The following is a 19,539-nucleotide window of genomic DNA, read 5'->3' as shown; positions in this document are numbered from 1 at the left end:
ATACATTTTATTAGATCACTGTTTTCAATAAAAGTTTTCATGGTTATTTGCTTTTATTGTTGTCCGGTTATATTTTTCACGAGATCATTAAAGTAAACTTCAATATTGTCATAGTTTTTATACAGATCTTTTCCGTTGGCATTGGCAACTTCAGGATTCAGTCTGTTTTTAATTTCCCATTCGTCGGGCATTCCGTCATTATAAAAATTGTGGTGTTTAGAATTTACTTAAGATTTATTAGCGGATTCCAGTTGTCTTTTCCTTTTAAAACCTGTTCTCTTGTATATTTTTTGGCTTCGGTTTTGGTTAGCTGATGCGACCATGATACTCTTTTGGAGTGATCTGAACCGCTTCCTTTGGAGTTAAATTCTGCATAAAACGTGGTTTTTTCTGCATCGGGCTTGTTCCAGTTGTGCCATCCTTCCGGTTGTATGGTGGAATTCATTTCGCAATTAAGGTAAACGGTCTTGGCAAATGGTCTCCACGGTCTTCCTAAATAGACTGAATTTTCTTTTGCGTTTCCTGCTATTTTCGAATTGATAAAAACAAATCCGAATTCGTTTTCATGTGGAGTAGAAGCTGCAGTAACATAGCTTGCCGATTCTTTGGAATAAATAATGCAGTCCTCAAAAACAGCGGTTCCTGCTCCGAAAATATAGTCGGTTGTTCCTTCGATGTAGCAGTTTTTAAAATAATTTCTGGAAGGCTTTGTTTTGTCTGATGAATCCTGAACGCCTTTTAAATACAGCGTATCCTGATTTCCTAAGAATCTGCAGTTTTCAAAAGCTATTCGGTCGCCCGTCGTTAAAACAGCAACTGCCTGTCCTACTTTTCCTGAACTGTTTTCGAATGAAATATTTTTTGCCGTAAAATCATTTGAGTAAATAAAAACCGTTGAAGAACCTGTCGTTCCGAATTCTTTTCCTTCCGGATTCTTTTTTGATGCAAAATCATTGTAGGTGATGATGGTTTTTTCAGGATTTTCACCTTCAAGCAAAATAGCGCCTTTTGTTTCCGGAATGGTAATTTTTTCTTTGTAAATTCCTTCTTTTACTATAATTCTCGTTCTTACGGAAGATCCGTTTTCTGCTGCATTTATGGCTTGCTGAATGGTGGAGAAATTTCCTTTTCCGTCTTTTGAAACCACGATGGTTTTATCATTGGCTTTAAAAGAAAGAAAACTGAGCAAAACGATCAAAAAAGCAAAAAAAGAATTTAAATTTTTAAGAAAAAAGGAAGCTTTCATTGAAATTTTTTTTGATTAAAATACAGACTCCACTTTGGAGATGAAGCCTGTATTTTTCTGATATGAATGTGAACTATTTTCTAATATCCGTAATCCTGCGTAAGATTATAATTGGAGTTGATTACGTCTAAAGCAATCGGCAGTAATTCCTTTCTGTTGGCCTGAAAATAATACGCATAACTTTTCACAGGATCTCCACTGATGTAAGGCTGCGTCATCGCCAGTCTCCAGTTTACTTTTGTGTATCCGGAAGGCGTTGCAACACTTTGGTTCGGGCTGTAGAAAATATCTGCTTTGGCAACTCCGGTTGCGGTGTAGAAATCGATATCCGAAACGTTTTGCTGTGCCGTTCTGTCTTTGTTATACGCTACTTTTTTGTAGAAGATATATTCCGGAACGTTGGCATAAGCTCCTGTACCGTTCATAAACTGGGTAAGTTTAGCTCTTGTTTCGTTGATTTTCGTTTCTAAAAGATTCCAACGGATCAGATCGTATTTTCTAAGACCTTCACCTCCGAATTCCAGTTGTCTTTCTTTAACGATATAATTAAAGAATCCTGTTTTGTCGGTCGGAATTGTTCCCACCTGACTTAAATTTCCTGCATACGCTCTCTGTCTTACCGAAAGAACTGCATTCACTGCCTGTGCAGAAGGTCCGTTATTAAGCTCATTATCGGCTTCGGCAAACATTAATAGAATATCTGCATATCTCAGCAAAGGCCAGTCGATTCCAAGGTTTTGTGAAGTTCCTGTGATGGAAGTCCACGATTTTCTGAATTTTCCGTCGTTCCAGTTGATGGAAGTCTGAAGCTCTTCCTGCTTTGAAGTATTTACCCTGAAGATGGCAATATTTACATCTCTTCTCAGATCATATTTTGTAAATTCATAAAAATAAACAGGAATTGCGCTGATTCCTCCGGAAGATTTCCAGTCGGTATCATCATGTCTTAAACCATTGTAATATCCTATTTTACTGTCTGTTCTGGAGTTTCCTCCGAAAGCTCCGATGGCATAAATTACTTCGTTGGATGTATCTGCGCTGTTGGTATGCAGTGATCTGAATAATCCTTCATAACTCGGATTCAGCTGATGCTGTCCGGAATTGATGATGTCTTTACATTCGTCATAAGCAATCTGATAATATTTCTGAGGATTGGAACCCTGCATCATCTGTTGAGGGCTTCTTCTTAATGAATATCCGGCTCTTGCCAGTGCAATTCTTGCTCGTAATCCTTTTACCGCTGCTTTCGAAATTCTCTGAGCGGTGGTTCCGCCTTCGGATCTCCAAGGAACTAAACTTTCCGCTTTTAAAAGATCTTCCAGAATCTTATCATAAATAACGTCTCTGTCTGTTTTTGGGAGATACACGCTCGGAAGATCAGCAGAAGGAACATCCTGAAAAGGAACGTCGCCCCAGTTTTTGATCAGATCATGATAGAAGTGTGCTCTTAAAGTTAAAGCTTCTCCTAAATATCTGTCCATTAATTTTTTATCTGCTGCTGAACCCGTCTGATACACAGGAGAAAGCGGAATGTTTTTAATCACTAGATTGGCTCTTTCAATTCCTGCGTACGTATCTAAAAACGGTCTTAAAAGCTCAGTATTCGTTGGAATCGCTCCGAAACAGCTTACCCCTCTTCGGTCGTTTGCGTTATAATCTCCCGAAGTTCTCATGTCGTCTCCGGATTGAGAAAGAATCAGGTTCATTCTCTGTCCGTAGGTATTGTCTCCCATGGTTGCATTATACACTCCGACCAAAGCGGAAAATGTGTCTGCCGCGGAATCAAACTGCTGTTTTTCTGAAGTATTGGATAAGCTTTCTACATCTAAATATTCTTCACAAGAATTCAGAGAATTCAGAGAAAATATTCCGATGACAGAAAAAAGAATGGCTAAAAATTTATTTTTCTTCATAATATTAGGTTTAAAAAGTGATATCAACTCCTGATAAAATAAATCTGCTTCGCGGATATGCTGCATAATCTACTCCCGGTGTTAACGGGTTTCTTCTCGTATTGGCTTCAGGATCATATCCGGAATACCCTGTAATCGTGAACAGATTGTTCATCGTAAAATACAATCTGAAATTGGATAATCCCAATTGTTTGGTGAAATCTTTTCCTAAAGAATATCCTATTGTAACGTTGTTCAGTCTCAGGAAAGAACCGTCTTCAATAGCATACGAGTGAAGGAAGTAAGCTCCTGCAGGCGGTGTAAATCCTGTTGTATTGGCGTTTAAGGCGGCAAGAGCGGTAGGATCATTCACTTTATTTCCTGCATCATCAAACCATCTCCATCGGTTGGCAACTTCAGCAAGCATATTGTTGTCTCGGTAAAGATACTGAGTAGAATATTCTATTTTGTTCGCGTTATATACTTTATTTCCTACAGAGAAATTGAACATCAAACTCATATCCCAGTTTTTGTATCGGAATGTCTGGTTGAAACCTCCGTAAAACTTCGGTTGTGCGCTTCCCAGATCCGTCATATCTTTATTATCGATAATTCCGTCACCGTTAAGGTCTGCAAGTTTAAGATCTCCAGGCTGTACAGCTTTCGCTCCGTTTGCTGCTGCTGCAGAACTCGGGATTCCTGCTTTTAAAGTATAAACCTGAGTGGTAGGATTATAATCGAAATCGCTTACTTCGTATCTTCCTGCGGTAATATACCCCCAATATGTTCCTACCGGTTTTCCGACCTGTACAAGGAAATCGTTCAGGTTATTTTGCCATCCTGAAGGATATAGATAAGAATTTGCACTTGCGGAAGCACTGTTTCCTAGACTTTTAATCACATTTTTATTGGAAGATAAATTCGCATCAATTTTCCAGTTAAAGTTTTCTTTGTTGATGATCGCAGCGCCTACAGAAAATTCAATTCCTTTATTGGAAGTGCTTCCCGAGTTTTGATATTGGTATTCATATCCTGAAGTCTGAGGAATTTTAGCCAGCAATAAAAGGTTTTTTGTATCGGTCTGATAAACATCTACCGTTCCGTAAACTCTTCCGTTGAATAATCCAAAATCTACCCCGATATTTTTAGAAGCCGCCGATTCCCACTTTACATTAAGATTAGACATAATCGCTCCTGTTGTAGCTCCCGGTGTTACATTGTTCCCGAATGCATACCCGTAATCTGATGATGTCGTGAAAAACGTACTATATAAAAATGCCGGTATTCTGTTGTTTCCGGATAATCCGTATCCTGCACGAAGTTTTAATTCGCTCACTACTTTACTGTCTTTCAGGAAATTTTCTTCATTTACTTTCCATGCAACTGAAGCCGCCGGAAAATAGCCCCATCTGTTTCCGGGCCCGAATACACTGGAACCATCCGCTCTCATGGAAGCAGTAAAGATATATTTGTTGTTAAAAATATAGTTGGCTCTTGCAAAAAATGAAACCAAACGATCCGGTAAAACGTTTGTTTTCGGAATATCCTGAACCTGTCCCGATGGAGGAGAGGCCGCCTGAATATTGGCAAATGCCTCTTCTGCGCTGATTGATTTCGGGAACCATTTGATGTTCATCGTTAAAGATTCTGCATCTGTTTTTACGGTTTCCTGTCCTGCCAGTAAATCCAGTTTGTGATTTCCGAAAGTTTTTCTGAAATTTAATGTATTGGTATTCGTAATTCTTCTGGATTGAGCCTTGCTAAGGAAAACCACAGGCTGATCGTTGTTTTGTCTTGCAAGAGAAGTAACCGGTCCGGAAAACTGATTTACCATTTCATCTCTCTGTACATATCCGATCACACTTCTGAAAGTGAAATCTTTATTGATTCTGTATTCGATGATTCCATTTAAAAGGAGGTCGTTTCTTCCGTTTTCCTTTACCTCGCTGTTCGCTAAAAGGATAGGGTTTACAAGGTTGGTTTCGTTGGCAAATAAAGGATCGAATTCATCTACATTTACATTGGAACCACCTTCAAACGGTTGATATCTCACAGCATTTCTCAGTCTGTTGGTACTTTGCGAACCGGTGGAAGAAGTTCCTGCTCCATAGATCATCTGGCGGCTGTATCTGGCATTTAATGTGATGCTGATTTTTTTCGAAACATCATAATCATACTTAAAGTTTGCCATATTTCTTTTGAATCCGGAACCGATCATAATTCCGTCTTCCTGTACATTATTTAAGGATAATGAGAAAGAAGAATTATCAGATCCTCCCGTTACGGAAAGATTATGCGTAAAATTGAATGCTTCTCTTCCGAAAACTTCATCCTGCCAGTCTCTCTTTTTTACGGATTTGTATTTTTCCAGATCTGCAAAAGTTCCGTATCTCGCTTTGAATGCATCAATATCAGTCTGTACACCGCCTTTGTTGTACACTTCGTATTGGTAAAGCACGTATTGATAAGGATCTAAAACATCTATGGTATTCTGGATTTTTCTTACCCCTAAAAATCCGTTGTAATTAATTGAAGTTTTTGCTCTCTTACGACCTCCTTTTGTGGTAATAAGGACAACACCATTAGCGCCTCTTGCTCCGTAAATACTTGTGGAAGAGGCGTCTTTTAACACTTCAATCGATTGAATTTCCTTAGGAGAAAGGATAGAAAGCGCATTATCCATCTGTACGCCGTCTACAATATATAATGGAGCATTGCTCCCTGTAATGGAGTTTCCTCCTCTTACTACAATATCTACATCGGCTCCCGGTGAACCTTCACTCAGAGACACCTGTACTCCAGCCATTCTTCCCTGTATTGCTTCTGCAGCATTGGTAGAAGGCATATCTTTTATAGCTTCTGCTTTTACAGAAGAAACAGCATTGGTAACGTCTTTTTTAGAAACTTTTGTATATCCCACCAAAACCACTTCGTCGATTTTGGTTTCTTTTTCTTTCTTTGTTTCTTTTTCTTGAGCCATTGCAAGGACAGGAAGTAGAAAGACAGTTAAATATAACCACTTTACTGATTGTACTTTTTTATCCATTTTGTATCCTTATAGTTTTAATTTTGGTTGAAAGTTTTTTTTCAATCTTTGTTTTCATTGGTGGATCTTGGAAGTATTCTACTGCTTTTTTAGTGGTAAATATTTTAGAAAATCTTACACTTTCCGTAGTGCAATCGATTGCGTAATTTTTCAAGTCAAAATATTCTCGCTTCTAAACTAATATTATTTTTGAATATGCAAAGAAAAAAATATTATTTTTTCATTAATTTGAAGTGAAATGCTGTAATTAATAATTAATTTAGAATTTTAAATAGTTGTTAATCAGTTTTTTATGGATTATTATTCTATATTTTTTTTCTTTAAATTTTTCTGTCCGGATTATAGAATAACTTAAAAAAATCTTAAAATTTACATGTTTTTAAGACTCAGGATTTCCCCAAATTCATCATCAAGAACAAAAATTAATGCATTTTCCTGATTTTTATCAGTTTTTTAAAAGGAAATTTAGAGAGAAATTTTTTAGTGATAAAGTTTAGCCTTATTATATGTATAGAATAAATTTATTTTGAATTATGTTTACAGAATCATTATTGTTAAAGTCCAACTATTTTTCTAATAGATTTTTATTTCAATCAAATCCTGAAGCATTATTTTGGTTAAATAATGATTAAATTTCTGGTCATATTTTATTAACTTATGAATTGTTTTTATTATTTAAAATATTGATTTATAATTATTTACGATATTTTTTTAAATTTTTATTGATCATTTGAATATTAATTATATATTTATCCCGAAAGTATTTCTGCAAATTTTCGGTGTAATTTATGCAATCGATTACACAATGTTTAACCGGTTTTGTTAAAACCGCAAAAATGAATAGTAAAGAAGATGACAAAATCTGAGTTTCGTTACGCCCATCATCCCGAAGATGTAAAAAAATATACAACAGAGGATTTAAGAAGGGAATTTCTCATGAATAACTTATTCCATGAAGATCAGATCAATGTAGTGTATTCTATGTACGACAGAATGATTGTCGGTGGCGCAATGCCGGTAAAAAGGCAATTGAAGCTGGAACCGACTGACGATTTAAAGGCTGAACATTTCTTAGACAGAAGAGAACTGGGAATCATCAACGTAGGGGCAGCCGGAAAGGTGACCGTTGACGGCGAAGTTTTCGAACTGGGAAATAAAGAAGCTTTATACATCGGAAAAGGAGCAAAAGATGTGGTTTTTGAAAACGGAAACGAAGGGCAGACCTTATTCTATTTCAATTCTGCACCCGCTCATCATTCTTATCCTACAAAGAAAATTACAAAGAACGAAGCGGAAATTGTAGAATTGGGCGAAACAAAATATGCGAACAGAAGAACAATCAATAAACTGATTGTAAACAGCGTACTGGAAACCTGCCAATTACAGATGGGAATGACGGAGCTGCACGAAGGAAGTGTCTGGAACACCATGCCTTCTCATACGCATACCCGAAGAATGGAAGCTTATTTCTATTTCGATCTGGAAGAAGGTCAGGCGGTAAGTCATTTTCTGGGGCAGCCTCATGAAACGCGTCATATCTTTATGAAAAACAACGAAGCCGTACTTTCTCCGGAATGGTCTATCCATTCAGGAGTCGGAACTTCCAATTACACCTTCATTTGGGGAATGGCGGGGGAAAACATGGATTATGGCGATATGGATCCTGTAAAAACTAACGAACTCAAGTAATTTTCCACATGAATTTATTCGATTTATCCGGTAAAGTTGCCGTTGTTACAGGCGGAACTCACGGATTGGGAATGGCAATGGCAGAAGGTCTTGCCGCAGCGGGAACCGAACTGGCGATCACAAGTACAACACCGAAAAAATTAGACGAAGCTCTGGAATATTATCATTCCAAAGGATACAAAGCAACCGGATATATTTTCGATGTGACCGACGAACGGGAAGCCGCCCAGAAAGTAGCCTTAATGGAAGCTGCTCATGGAAAAATAGACATCCTTGTCAACAATGCAGGAATCATCAAACGCATTCCGGCAATTGATATGGAAGTGGAAGACTTTAGAAAAGTAATCGATGTAGACCTTACCGGACCTTTTATCATGTCCAAATTAGTGGGGAAATACATGATCAAGAGAAAATCCGGAAAAATCATCAACATCTGTTCGATGATGAGTGAGCTGGGACGCGATAACGTCGTTGCGTATGCTTCGGCAAAAGGCGGACTTAAAATGCTCACCAAAAATTTAGCAACAGAATGGGCGAAACATAATATTCAGGTAAACGGAATCGGCCCCGGATATTTTGCAACGTCGCAGACAGAACCCATAAGGGTGGACGGAAATCCGTTCAACGAATTTATCATCAGCAGAACTCCGGAAGGAAGATGGGGAAATCCGGAAGACCTTGCCGGTACCGCTATTTTTCTTGCTTCAGATGCAAGTAAGTTCATCAACGGACAGATTATTTACGTTGACGGCGGAATTTTAGCAACCATCGGGAAACCTGCTAATGAATAACACTAGAACTTTAAGAATGAACTCTTTTATTACAGATACTTTTTTATTACAAAATAAATACGCTGAAGAATTATACTTCAACTACGCAGAAAAACAGCCAATCATTGATTATCATAATCATTTGACTCCTAAAGATATTGCAGAAAACACGGTTTTTGATAATATTTCTAAAGTCTGGATTTCGGGCGATCATTACAAATGGAGAGCGATGCGTACCATGGGCGTGAACGAAAAATTCATTACCGGAGATTCTTCAGATAAAGAAAAATTTGAAGCGTGGGCTAAAACGGTTCCGTATACTTTGAGAAATCCTCTGTATCACTGGACGCATTTAGAACTGAAAAGATATTTCGGAATTGATGAATTGCTGAATGAAAACAACGCTTCAGAAATTTATGATAACATCAACGCTCAGTTGCAGACTCCCGAAAAATCAACAAGAGGTTTATTGGAGATGATGAATGTGGAATCTCTGTGTACAACAGAAGATCCAACAGATATTTTGAATTATCATCAGGATCTGGCAAAAAGCGGCTGGAAAGTAAAAGTAAGTACCGCATTCCGTCCTGATAAAGCGATTTTAATTGAAAACCACAACTTTGCAGATTATATTGCCAAATTAGGCGAATCGGCAGGAATTGAGATCAATTCTTACCAGACTTTGTGCGATGCATTATTAAAAAGAATTGAATATTTCCACGAAAACGGATGCAGATTATGCGACCACGGACTGAACAATATTTCTTTTGAAGAAGCTACAGAAGCGGAAGTAAGTGCCATTTTCAATGATAAACTTTCAGGAAAAGTAATTGCCGAAAAGCAGGTGAATCAGTTTAAAACAGCCATTTTACTGTTCTTAGGAGAAGCGTATCACAAATTTGGCTGGGTTCAGCAGTTCCATTTGGGAGCTTTGAGAAACAATAACGAAAGAATGCACAGAATTCTCGGTCCCGATACAGGATGGGATTCTATCGGCGATTTCGTTCAGGCAGAAACTTTGTCTAAATTATTAAACGCTTTAGATGGAAAAGATAAATTAACGAAGACCATTTTATACAATTTAAATCCTGCCGACAACGAAATTTTCGCAACGATGATCGGAAATTTCAACGATGGAAGTATCAAAGGAAAAGTACAGTTTGGTTCAGGATGGTGGTTTTTAGACCAGAAAGACGGAATGATCAAACAGATGAATGCCCTTTCAAACATGGGATTGATAAGCTGTTTCGTAGGTATGTTAACCGATTCAAGAAGTTTCCTTTCTTTCCCGAGACACGAATATTTCAGAAGAGTTCTTTGTAATCTTTTCGGAGAAGAAATGAAAAACGGAGAATTGCCACAGGATATGGAACACGTTGGGAAAATTATTTCCGATATCTGTTACCATAATGCTAAAAATTATTTTGATTTTTAATTGAAAAAACTCTCGCAGATTTCGCAAATTTTGCAGATTTAAAATGATCTGCGTCAGCAGCTAAATCTGCGGGAGATTCAAAATATTTTAAACCATTAAGGAGAATTAAGAAGTTAAGTTTTGATTAATATAAAATCAAAGATTTTAATTCAGCAAAAGCACTTAAAGCGAAGCTCAGCTTAATTTTTCTAAACTCCTTAAATAAATCTTAATGGTTAAAATTAAAAATCTTGCAGATTGAGCAAATTTTGCAGATTTAAAATGACCTGCGTCATCATCTAAATCGGCGAGAAATAAAAAATATTTTAAACCATTAAGGAGAATTAAGAAGTTAAGTTTTGATTAAGATAAAATCAAAGATTTTAATTCAGCAAAAGCACTTAAAGCGAAGCTCACTTAATTTTTCTAAACTCCTTAAATAAATCTTAATGGTTTTAAATAAAAATATCTGTAATTTTTTAATAAAAAGTCTTTGTGGTCTTCGCTTTAAAAAAATCAACAGATATTCAAAAAATTAAGGTTAGTAAAAACTTATGGGTAAAATACTTACTTTCGGAGAAATCATCATGCGACTTTCTCCTCCCGGAAACAGAACCATGAAGCAGAGCCACGAAATGGAATTTTTCTTCGGCGGAACAGAGCTCAATGTCGCTTCTTCATTGTCAACCATGGGATGCGAAGTAAAGCATGTAAGTGCTGTTTCAGACGATTTTGTAGGAGAATCGGCACTTTCTTTTGTCAAAAGCTTCGGAATTGATACTGGTTTTATTTCTAAAAATGAACATCCTTTAGGTTTGTATTTCTTAGAAGTAGGATCATCGGTTCGGGCAAGCAGAATTGCTTATAACCGTTTAAATGGTTCATTTGCCAACATAGAAGCAGAGAAAATCGACTGGAAAAAAGCTTTGGAAGACTGCGATTATTTTCACTGGACAGGAATCAGCCCCGGAATTTCAAAATCGGCGTATGAAAGTCTCAAAGAAGGTTTACAAACCGCTCGTGAATTAGAAATTGAGATCACGACCGATCCGGCTTATCGTTCCAATCTTTGGAAATATGGAAAAAACGGAAACGAAGTGTTGAAGGAACTGGTTTCTCTATCAACCAACTTCATTGGTGGAGTAAATGAAATCAACGAAATCTTAGGAACTCAGTTTTCATCAGATAAAAACGGATTCTTAGAAGCCTGTGAAGAATTAAAAAGACAATGCCCATCCATTCATAAAATTTTCGATAAGATAAGAATTGGGGTTACGGCGAGTTCTCAGCAAACGCAGGGAAGAGCTTTGGTCAACGGAAATTATTTTGAAACCAAATTTTTAGAAATAGACAATGTAGTCGATAGAATCGGAACAGGAGATGCTTTCGCAGCAGGTTTAATTTATGGTTTAAAAAACTTCGACGACGAAAAAGCATTGAATTTTGCCAATGCAGCCTGTGCCATCAAACACACGATTTTAGGAGACATCAACTATTGCAGCGCAGAAGACATTCTTGAAGTAATGGCAGGAAATTCCGGAGGAAGAATTAAGAGATAATAGTTTTTAGTTGCTGGTTTATAGTTTATAGCGATTCTTTTTAGAATTAAATCAAAAAACTTAGTGATCTTATTTAAGTGAAACGCCTTTGCGAACTTAAAAATATACATCGAGTTTTAAAAAGAAAATCTTCGAGCCCTTTGCGTTAAAAATAAAGAGGTGCTGAAATTACAACATACTAAAGGATAGACAAAACCCCATCAAAAATTATTTTTAAACAAGATAATTCAACAAAATGACAAAAATTCAATTAGTTACAAACACCATCATCAATCAGGGAGCTTTGCCTTTGTATTATAATGATGATGAAACGGTAACCATAAACATACTGAAATCGCTTTACAAAGCAGGAATTCGGGCAGTAGAATATACAAGTCGCGGAGAATCTGCATTAAGAAATTTAAAAAAAATGATAGAAATCCGTAACGCAGAAATGCCGGAAATGCTTCTGGGAATCGGAACGATTAAAAATCTACAGCAGGCTGAAGAATATTATGAAATCGGAGCAGATTTTTTCATTAGTCCAGGTCTTGTAGCTGAAGTTGCCGCATTTTTAATTCCGAAAGACCTATTGTACAGTCCGGGTTGTATGACGCCGACTGAAATCATCACCGCTGAAGCAGCAGGAGTAACATTTATTAAATTATTTCCCGGAAATGCTTTGGGAGCAGGATTTATGAGTTCCATCAAAGATGTTTTCCCGAATCTGAAATTTATGCCGACAGGCGGAGTAGATACTACGAAAGAAAGCATTGAAAGCTGGTTTAAAGCCGGAGTTTCTGCGGTAGGAATGGGAAGCAAACTCATCAGCAAAGATTTGATGGCTGCCAAAGATTATACGACAATAGAAAATGAAACTAAAAAAGTGCTGGAAATTATTCAGGCTTTAACTAAATAGATTACTATGAGTTCAGCTAATACTGTTAAACCAACAACCTACAGATGGACGATATGTCTGCTGCTGTTTTTGGCGACAACAATCAATTATTTAGACCGACAGGTATTATCTTTAACCTGGAAAGACTTTATAGCACCCGAATTTCATTGGAATAACAACGATTACGGAAATATAACTGCTTTATTTTCCATTTTCTATGCCGTAGGAATGCTTTTCGCAGGGAAATTTGTCGACTGGATGGATACTAAAAAAGGTTTCCTTTGGGCAATCGGAGTTTGGTCAGTCGGTGCAGTTCTACACGCTTTTTGCGGAATCGCTACCTCAGGAATTCTTACCGGAAAATGGTTTGCAGGTTTTCAAGGATCTAAAGAATTGATTTCTACAGTTTCCAATACTTCTGCGATCATCAGTACAAGTGTTACGTTGTTCATTTTTGCACGTTTCGTTTTGGCAATTGGTGAAGCAGGGAATTTTCCGGCAGCAATTAAAACCACGGCAGAATATTTTCCTAAAAAAGACAGAGCATTTTCTACCAGTATCTGGAATGCAGGAGCAACGGTCGGAGCTTTGGCAGCACCTGTTACAATTCCTTTCATTGCCAAATCGATGGGTTGGGAATGGGCATTTATCATCATTGGTGCTTTGGGATTTGTATGGATGGGACTTTGGATATTTGTATACAAAAAACCTCATCATCATAAAAGAGTTAATGAACACGAATTAACGTATATCAATCAGGATCAGGACGATCTTCCGAGTGAAGATACTTCGGTTCCGGAAAAAGTATTTACGTTTAAAGAATGTTTCAGTTACAGACAGACTTGGGCTTTTGCCTTCGGAAAGTTCATGACGGACGGTGTTTGGTGGTTCTTTCTATTCTGGACTCCGGCGTATTTAAGTTCCGTCTACAAAATGGATTCTACGCAAAGTGCATTCCCGTTATTTGTATTGTATATGATCACTTTATTCTCCATTATCGGAGGATGGCTTCCAAAATATTTTGTGGAAAAGAAAGGAATGAACGCCTATTCAGGAAGAATGAAAGCCATGTTGATCTTCGCGTTTTTTCCGCTTTTGGCACTTTTGGCACAGCCTTTAGGTTCGGCAACGTATTGGATTCCTGTTTTGATTATCGGAGTTGCCGGAGCAGCGCATCAGGCTTGGTCGGCAAACATTTTCTCGACGGTCGGCGATATGTTCCCTAAAAAAGCCATTGCTACGATTACCGGAATTGGCGGAATGGCAGGCGGAATCGGTTCTTTTTTAATTAATAAATCTTCAGGAGTTTTGTTCGATCACGCACACAAAGCATGGTCAACAGTTGACGGAACTCCTTTACTGGAAAAATATCCTCAATACATCAACGAAAGATTACCGGATGGATTTTTTGAGCAGTTGGAAAAATCCGGAGCAATCGTTAAGGACGGAATTGATAAAGGCTACATGATTATTTTCTCAATCTGCGCCGTAGCTTACCTTATTGCCTGGACAGTAATGAAAACATTGGTTCCTAAATACAAAGTGATCAGTAAATAAATTTTGATGAAATTTTAAAAGAACTCTTACCAGTTCAAATAAAAACTTTGAATCCTTTGCTAAGTAGAACGCCTTTGTGAACTTAAAAATATACGTGAGATATTAAAAAAATCTTTGCGGACTTTGTGGTCAAAACTCCAAGTCATCGTAAAAAATTAAACCATTAAGAATAGATGAGAAGTTAAGAAGAATTAAGAATTTACAAGCAAATTAAATTCAATCTTACGAAATTTATTTCCCTTAACTTTTCTTAAACCCTTAATATATCTTAATGGTTAAAATATATAGAAAGTAAGTAAAAACTCTTAGTGATCTTATTGAAGTGAAACGCCTTTGCGAACTTAAAAATATACATGAGATATTAAAAAATCTTTGCGGACTTTGCTTTAAAAAACGTCCTGCAGCAAGATTTAGCAGAATTAAAAACACAGTTTAATTCAAATTAGAAAAATGGAAAATCAGATAAAACAAAAATTAAATCGTGAATTAAACAATACTCAGGAAAAACTTCCCATTAAAATCGTTCAGTTCGGTGGCGGAAATTTCATGCGTGGATTCACAGATTATGTAATTGATAAATTGAATAAAGAAACCGACTGGAAAGGGGGTATTGTCAACTTACAGGCAACGCCAAACGGCTCTATTCAGAAAATGGAAGAGCAGGATAATTTATACACCCTTTTCACGAGAGGAATTAAAAAAGGAGAAATTATTGATGAAAAGCACGTTATTTCTGCCATTCAGAAATCAGTTAATCCATATTCTGATTACCAGGATTTTTTAGCTTTAGCGAAAGAAGAAGAGCTGGAATTTGTATTTTCCAATACCACGGAAACAGGAATTGCTTTTGATGAAAAAGAAACTTTTTACGAAGGCCCGCACAAAAATTTCCCTGCGAAAGTAGCGGTTTTACTTTACGAAAGATTTAAATACTTCAATGGAGCGGCTGATAAAGGATTGAGAATTATTCCCTGCGAATTAATTGAAAACAATGCATTTGTTTTAAGAGATATTATCATCAAATATGCTCAACTCTGGAATTTAGAAGATGCATTTTTAGAGTGGATTCATCAAAACAATTATTTCCATAATACACTGGTAGACAGGATTGTTCCGGGCTATCCGAAAGATGATGCAGAATCTTATGAAGATCAGCTGGAGTATGAAGATCAGATGATGGTGGTTTCGGAAACATTCTTACTTTTTGTCATTCAGGAAGCAGGAAATTTAAATGAAAGAATTCCTTTCAATAAAATCAACGAACAGATTTTGGTGGTGGATGATATTCAGCCATACCGTTTAAGAAAAGTCAGAATTCTGAATGGCGGTCACACTTTAATGTTGGCTCCGGCAATTTTATCGGGAAAAGAAACGGTTAAAGAATCTGTGGATGACCAATTTATCGGAAAGTTCCTGAAGGATGCTATTTTTAATGAAGTCAATCCGACATTAGGTTTAGATGAAGCAGAACTGAAAGAATTCGCGGAAGAAGTTTTCGACCGTTTCAGAAATCCTTTCATTAAGCATCATTTGGTAAGTATTGCTTTATATTTTGTATCTAAATTTAAAGTAAGAGTATTGCCGAGTTTACTCACCTATGTTGAAAACAACGGAAAATTGCCGGTAAACCTTACCTTTTCGTTGGCAGGTCTCATCAGATTCTATCAGGGAAGTTTCGGCGAAAAAGCGCTTCCTTTAAATGATGAAGAAGGAATCGTTGCTAAATTCCAAGAAATCTGGACAAACGAAGAATATGAAAAAGTCGCTGAATTGGCACTTTCTGAAACTTCTTTCTGGGATACGGATCTTACTCAGATTGAAGGTTTGAAAACAGCAGTGGCAAATGCATTGTATGAAATCGATCATAATGACATGGAAACTGCGTATAACAATTTTGTAGAATTCAATTCTTAAAAAATCATGCAAAAGAAAGTCCTGAAAGTAAATCCCAACGACAACGTTATTGTAGCGCTGCTTGATTTATCTGCCGGAGAATCGGTACATCTTGACGGTGCAGAATACACGTTGGTAAAAGACATTAAGGCTAAACATAAATTTGCTGCGGTAGATTTTCAAGAAGGAGATCAGATCATTATGTATGGTGTCATTGTCGGAAAAGCCAATCAGTCCATCGAAAAAGGAGAAGTCATTACGACTGAAAACGTAAAACACCAAAGCGCAAAAGTAGAAGGCAAAACTGAAACTTTAGGCTGGATTCCCCCGAATATAGACCGATGGAAAGACCGTACTTTCATGGGATACCACCGTGAAGACGGACAGGTGGGAACGGAAAACATCTGGCTGTTTTTCCCTTTGGTATTCTGTGAAAACAAAAATATCGAAACGCTGAAAGATATTTTTGAAAAAGAGCTGTTACACGAAAAAGCAAATAAACATCAGCTTTTATTAAGATCATTATTAAATGGTGGCGAAACCTCTCATACTGCAGTGGAAGAGGAAGAAGACACCAGAGTATTTAAAAATATCGATGTAAGATTCATCACCCATCAAGGCGGTTGTGGCGGAATTCGTCAGGACGCGGAAGCATTGGGAAGGCTGTTTGCAGGATATGTAAACAACCCTAATGTTGCCGGTGCTACGGTTCTCAGCTTAGGCTGTCAGAATCTTCAGGTGCAGATTTTTATGGATGCGCTTCACGCTTTGGCTCCCAATAATAAAAAACCGATTGTTGTTTATGAACAGCAAAAATCGGGAACGATTGATGAAATGCTGACCGGCGTGATCAAAGATTCTTATGAAGGAATTAAACAGGCTAATAATATTGAAAGAAAACCTGCCCCCATCACAAAGCTGAATATCGGTTTGGAATGTGGTGGTTCCGACGGTTTCTCCGGAATTTCTGCAAACCCAGTTTTGGGGGAAGTTTCGGATATTATGGCAGCAGTTGGCGGAACAACGATGCTTGCCGAATTCCCTGAATTATGCGGAGTAGAGCAGGAGTTGGTGAACCGTTGCATCAATGATGAAGATGGTGTGAAATTCCTCCAGTTGATGAAAGATTTTGAAAAATCTGTTGTGGCGGCAGGTTCAGGTTTCGATATGAATCCGTCTCCCGGAAACATCAAAGACGGTTTGATTACCGATGCCATGAAATCCGCAGGAGCAGCTAAAAAGGGTGGTTCTGCTCCGATTGTTGAGGTTCTGGATTTTACAGAATACGCAACAAAACCGGGACTGAATTTGCTTTGTACCCCCGGAAATGACGCCGAATGTACGACTGCTTTAGTCGGTTCTGGAGCAACAGTTGTCCTTTTCACCACAGGTCTCGGAACACCGATGGGAAATCCGATAGCTCCGGTGATTAAAGTTTCTTCAAATACTGTTTTGGCTGAAAAAATGTCTGATATTATCGATTTCAATGCAGGGACGGTCATCAGCGGAGATAAAACAATTCTGGAAGCAGCAGACGAACTGCTCGAATACATCATTAAAGTGGCAAGCGGTGAAGTGAAAACCAAAGCCGACTTACTGAATCAGAATGATTTCATTCCATGGAGACGAGGGGTCTCTTTGTAATGATTTACTTATATTAAATATTAGGGTTGAAAATGCTTTCTGCTTTGTGTGGGGAGCATTTTCTTTTTGGGCGATAGCGCGGATTTGTAATCCGTGCATATTTCCTACTTAAAATAAGTGGCTCTAACATTTTGATAACATTTCATTGAGCGTAAAGTCACGGATTGCAAATCCGCGACATCGGATTTGTAATTGTTGATAGCGCGGATTTGCAATCCGTGCTGATTTCATATTTACAATAAGGAACTATAATATTTTATTTGCTTTGAACCGATAGTGTAGTCACGGATTGCAAATCCGCGACATCGGACAAAAAAGAAAGGTATAAGTGATAATATGTAAAAAAATATTCCCATAGCTTCAACAAATAATGAGATGTTTAGGATATGTTTTTGATGTATAGTCTGCAAACCAATAATGCGGATCGTTGCAAAGGGAAAATTCTACTTCATCTTCATCTAAGTTTTTATGTTTTACTATAAATTTTTCACCTAATGTAACGCAGACCGAATGGGGATCTGGATAATCTTCCATAACATCTACAATTCTGTTTCCCGCTTTTATCTCTGCATCCAAAATAGTTTGCATTGAAGGTGGCAATTTTTCTAGCAACAACAACTGGAGAATAAATTCGGCATCTAATTTTCGTATGAGCCTTTTAATGTCAAAATCTTTTTCAGAGTATTTCATAAAAATTGTATTTATTCTTCATCATCATTCTTATACTTATTACATTTCATTTCCTACATTTTCTTTGCAATGATATAAAAGCGAAATAATGACAAGAAAAAAATTAAATATATTCGTATTGATTGTCTTACGATTCTTAAAAAGGAGCAACAACTTGTTTTTCTAAAAATTTTCCGTTTTGAAATACAAAAATTGCAGCATAAGAACCTGCTCCGTCGGAATTCTGCATCGTGAGATAAAGCTTTCCCGATGTCGCGGATTTGCAATCCGTGACTACAACTCGCAACAATTCACCCCATAAAAACCACAAGAACATCCAAAGGATTATCGAAGTCTGCATAATTCCGTGCACTACTGAAATAATAATGCTCAGGTTCTGTCACAATTTTCTGTTTCACAGGATTTTGGTGAATATAATTTATTTTTTCTTTAATCCATTTGTTAGAAAAAACTTCCTCGGCATGATATCCATCTTGCCAAACTTTGAATTTTTGTTCACGAGATAAATGTTCGCAGGATTTTTTAAAATAATCCAGTGATCTTTGCACTGCTCAAATGAACGGAGTTCAGATTCGTTAATCCCATCATTTTTGATTTTAAAGGTTAATACTGTTTATATAAAATCGTGTGTTTTTTTAATGAAAACGAATGTAGTAAAAATTTTTATTCAGACACTAAATTTGTTTATAATAATTATTTGAAAAGTCTTTTTGCTTCCGCGAAGAGCATTTTCTTTTCGTTCATAATCTTTAAAATTTCGGTTTTATATAAAACACTTGTATGTGATTTAAAAATTTTATACCTTAGTAATCAGCAAATTAAAAATATTCATTATGAAAAATCTAAAAAAATTAAAAAGAAGTCAGCTGGTGCTCATCAGCGGCGGCGACGTTGCGTATGCAGTCTGCGATTTGGATGGAAACTGTCCACCCACTGTAGGATCTTATTACTGTAATGATGGTATATGCTACAGAGTAACCGGCGGCGGTGGAGGTGGCGGCGGATGGTGTAATGAGCCTATTCGTCTTTGTCAGGAATGGGAAACAGGTTGCGGATGTGTTTACTAGCAAATCTTTGGTAAAAGTAAAGCGGTTTTTTCAACCGCTTTTTTTTTATAATATTAATCAAAAGATGAGGTGTACATTTATCCCTACAAGTTTAGAATACATATAGCGTTTTGTAAACCATCATTTACTATTTATTAAACAACTTATCAAAAACCCATTTCTACATATATTTCTGAAAATTTTATTTACTTTTGC

14 protein-coding genes and 1 pseudogene are annotated in these 19,539 nt (G+C 37.0%); 9 read left to right on the top strand and 6 right to left on the bottom strand.

What is annotated here, in order from left to right; all coding sequences use genetic code 11:
* Positions 1–53 precede the first annotated feature (53 nt).
* The 4 genes from BW951_RS22550 to BW951_RS11505 all read right to left on the bottom strand — a co-directional run bounded on the left by BW951_RS22550 (position 54) and on the right by BW951_RS11505 (position 6,184).
* Entirely contained in the window at positions 54–191 is a 138-nt protein-coding gene (locus BW951_RS22550; protein WP_228427541.1) for a hypothetical protein, read from the bottom strand.
* 32 nt (positions 192–223) lie between these two features.
* On the bottom strand, positions 224–1,246 hold the full coding sequence (locus BW951_RS11515) for a pectinesterase family protein (RefSeq protein ID WP_076392884.1): 1,023 nt from the start codon (positions 1,244–1,246) through the stop codon (positions 224–226).
* Positions 1,247–1,326: 80 nt separating this feature from the next.
* Entirely contained in the window at positions 1,327–3,159 is a 1,833-nt protein-coding gene (locus tag BW951_RS11510; protein WP_076393141.1) for a RagB/SusD family nutrient uptake outer membrane protein, read from the bottom strand.
* Positions 3,160–3,169: 10 nt separating this feature from the next.
* Positions 3,170–6,184: a SusC/RagA family TonB-linked outer membrane protein gene (locus BW951_RS11505; protein ID WP_076392882.1), complete on the bottom strand. Its 3,015-nt coding sequence runs from the start codon at positions 6,182–6,184 to the stop codon at positions 3,170–3,172.
* An 852-nt stretch (positions 6,185–7,036) separates the two neighbouring features.
* Between BW951_RS11505 and kduI the strand changes: the two genes are divergently transcribed.
* From kduI to BW951_RS11465, 8 genes are all read left to right on the top strand, one after another.
* A complete protein-coding gene (kduI, locus tag BW951_RS11500) occupies positions 7,037–7,873 on the top strand; it encodes a 5-dehydro-4-deoxy-D-glucuronate isomerase (protein ID WP_076392880.1) in 837 nt (278 codons plus the stop codon).
* Between the two features lie 8 nt (positions 7,874–7,881).
* Complete coding sequence (locus BW951_RS11495; RefSeq protein ID WP_076392878.1) at positions 7,882–8,664, top strand: gluconate 5-dehydrogenase; 783 nt, start codon at positions 7,882–7,884, stop codon at positions 8,662–8,664.
* Between the two features lie 16 nt (positions 8,665–8,680).
* Complete coding sequence (gene uxaC, locus BW951_RS11490) at positions 8,681–10,078, top strand: glucuronate isomerase (protein WP_076393139.1); 1,398 nt, start codon at positions 8,681–8,683, stop codon at positions 10,076–10,078.
* Positions 10,079–10,611: 533 nt separating this feature from the next.
* Positions 10,612–11,616 (top strand): sugar kinase, encoded by a 1,005-nt coding sequence (locus tag BW951_RS11485; protein ID WP_076392876.1) that lies wholly within the window; start codon positions 10,612–10,614, stop codon positions 11,614–11,616.
* Between the two features lie 235 nt (positions 11,617–11,851).
* The gene (locus BW951_RS11480; RefSeq protein WP_076392874.1) at positions 11,852–12,514 is read left to right on the top strand and encodes a beta/alpha barrel domain-containing protein; all 663 of its coding nucleotides are present in this window, start codon (positions 11,852–11,854) and stop codon (positions 12,512–12,514) included.
* Between the two features lie 6 nt (positions 12,515–12,520).
* Entirely contained in the window at positions 12,521–14,050 is a 1,530-nt protein-coding gene (locus BW951_RS11475; protein WP_076392872.1) for an MFS transporter, read from the top strand.
* Positions 14,051–14,500: 450 nt separating this feature from the next.
* A complete protein-coding gene (locus BW951_RS11470; RefSeq protein ID WP_076392870.1) occupies positions 14,501–15,964 on the top strand; it encodes a tagaturonate reductase in 1,464 nt (487 codons plus the stop codon).
* A 6-nt stretch (positions 15,965–15,970) separates the two neighbouring features.
* Positions 15,971–17,587 carry a UxaA family hydrolase gene (locus BW951_RS11465; RefSeq protein WP_076392868.1) on the top strand — a complete coding sequence of 539 codons (1,617 nt, stop codon included), beginning with the start codon at positions 15,971–15,973 and terminating at the stop codon, positions 17,585–17,587.
* 360 nt (positions 17,588–17,947) lie between these two features.
* On the opposite strand, the gene BW951_RS11460 is transcribed toward BW951_RS11465, so the two are convergent.
* Both BW951_RS11460 and BW951_RS23045 read right to left on the bottom strand, forming a co-directional pair.
* Complete coding sequence (locus BW951_RS11460; protein ID WP_076392866.1) at positions 17,948–18,277, bottom strand: hypothetical protein; 330 nt, start codon at positions 18,275–18,277, stop codon at positions 17,948–17,950.
* Between the two features lie 290 nt (positions 18,278–18,567).
* Positions 18,568–18,813, bottom strand: a pseudogene (locus BW951_RS23045) (REP-associated tyrosine transposase); the annotation flags it as partial.
* 297 nt (positions 18,814–19,110) lie between these two features.
* Between BW951_RS23045 and BW951_RS11450 the strand changes: the two are divergent.
* Complete coding sequence (locus tag BW951_RS11450) at positions 19,111–19,344, top strand: hypothetical protein (protein WP_076392864.1); 234 nt, start codon at positions 19,111–19,113, stop codon at positions 19,342–19,344.
* Positions 19,345–19,539 lie beyond the last annotated feature (195 nt).

Origin of the sequence: Chryseobacterium gambrini (assembly GCF_900156825.1) — a bacterium.
In the GTDB taxonomy this organism is placed as follows: Bacteria; Bacteroidota; Bacteroidia; order Flavobacteriales; family Weeksellaceae; genus Chryseobacterium; species Chryseobacterium gambrini.
Note: the sequence above shows the minus strand (reverse complement) of the source record. Positions and strands in the feature narration are given on the sequence as shown.

What these genes read in the sequence shown, in the direction of transcription:
- BW951_RS22550 (WP_228427541.1), bottom strand. Translation starts at nt 191, where the DNA reads ATGCCCGACGAATGGGAAATTAAAAACAGACTGAATCCTGAAGTTGCC.
- BW951_RS11515 (WP_076392884.1), bottom strand. Translation starts at nt 1,246, where the DNA reads ATGAAAGCTTCCTTTTTTCTTAAAAATTTAAATTCTTTTTTTGCTTTT.
- BW951_RS11510 (WP_076393141.1), bottom strand. Translation starts at nt 3,159, where the DNA reads ATGAAGAAAAATAAATTTTTAGCCATTCTTTTTTCTGTCATCGGAATA.
- BW951_RS11505 (WP_076392882.1), bottom strand. Translation starts at nt 6,184, where the DNA reads ATGGATAAAAAAGTACAATCAGTAAAGTGGTTATATTTAACTGTCTTT.
- kduI (WP_076392880.1), top strand. Translation starts at nt 7,037, where the DNA reads ATGACAAAATCTGAGTTTCGTTACGCCCATCATCCCGAAGATGTAAAA.
- BW951_RS11495 (WP_076392878.1), top strand. Translation starts at nt 7,882, where the DNA reads ATGAATTTATTCGATTTATCCGGTAAAGTTGCCGTTGTTACAGGCGGA.
- uxaC (WP_076393139.1), top strand. Translation starts at nt 8,681, where the DNA reads ATGAACTCTTTTATTACAGATACTTTTTTATTACAAAATAAATACGCT.
- BW951_RS11485 (WP_076392876.1), top strand. Translation starts at nt 10,612, where the DNA reads ATGGGTAAAATACTTACTTTCGGAGAAATCATCATGCGACTTTCTCCT.
- BW951_RS11480 (WP_076392874.1), top strand. Translation starts at nt 11,852, where the DNA reads ATGACAAAAATTCAATTAGTTACAAACACCATCATCAATCAGGGAGCT.
- BW951_RS11475 (WP_076392872.1), top strand. Translation starts at nt 12,521, where the DNA reads ATGAGTTCAGCTAATACTGTTAAACCAACAACCTACAGATGGACGATA.
- BW951_RS11470 (WP_076392870.1), top strand. Translation starts at nt 14,501, where the DNA reads ATGGAAAATCAGATAAAACAAAAATTAAATCGTGAATTAAACAATACT.
- BW951_RS11465 (WP_076392868.1), top strand. Translation starts at nt 15,971, where the DNA reads ATGCAAAAGAAAGTCCTGAAAGTAAATCCCAACGACAACGTTATTGTA.
- BW951_RS11460 (WP_076392866.1), bottom strand. Translation starts at nt 18,277, where the DNA reads ATGAAATACTCTGAAAAAGATTTTGACATTAAAAGGCTCATACGAAAA.
- BW951_RS11450 (WP_076392864.1), top strand. Translation starts at nt 19,111, where the DNA reads ATGAAAAATCTAAAAAAATTAAAAAGAAGTCAGCTGGTGCTCATCAGC.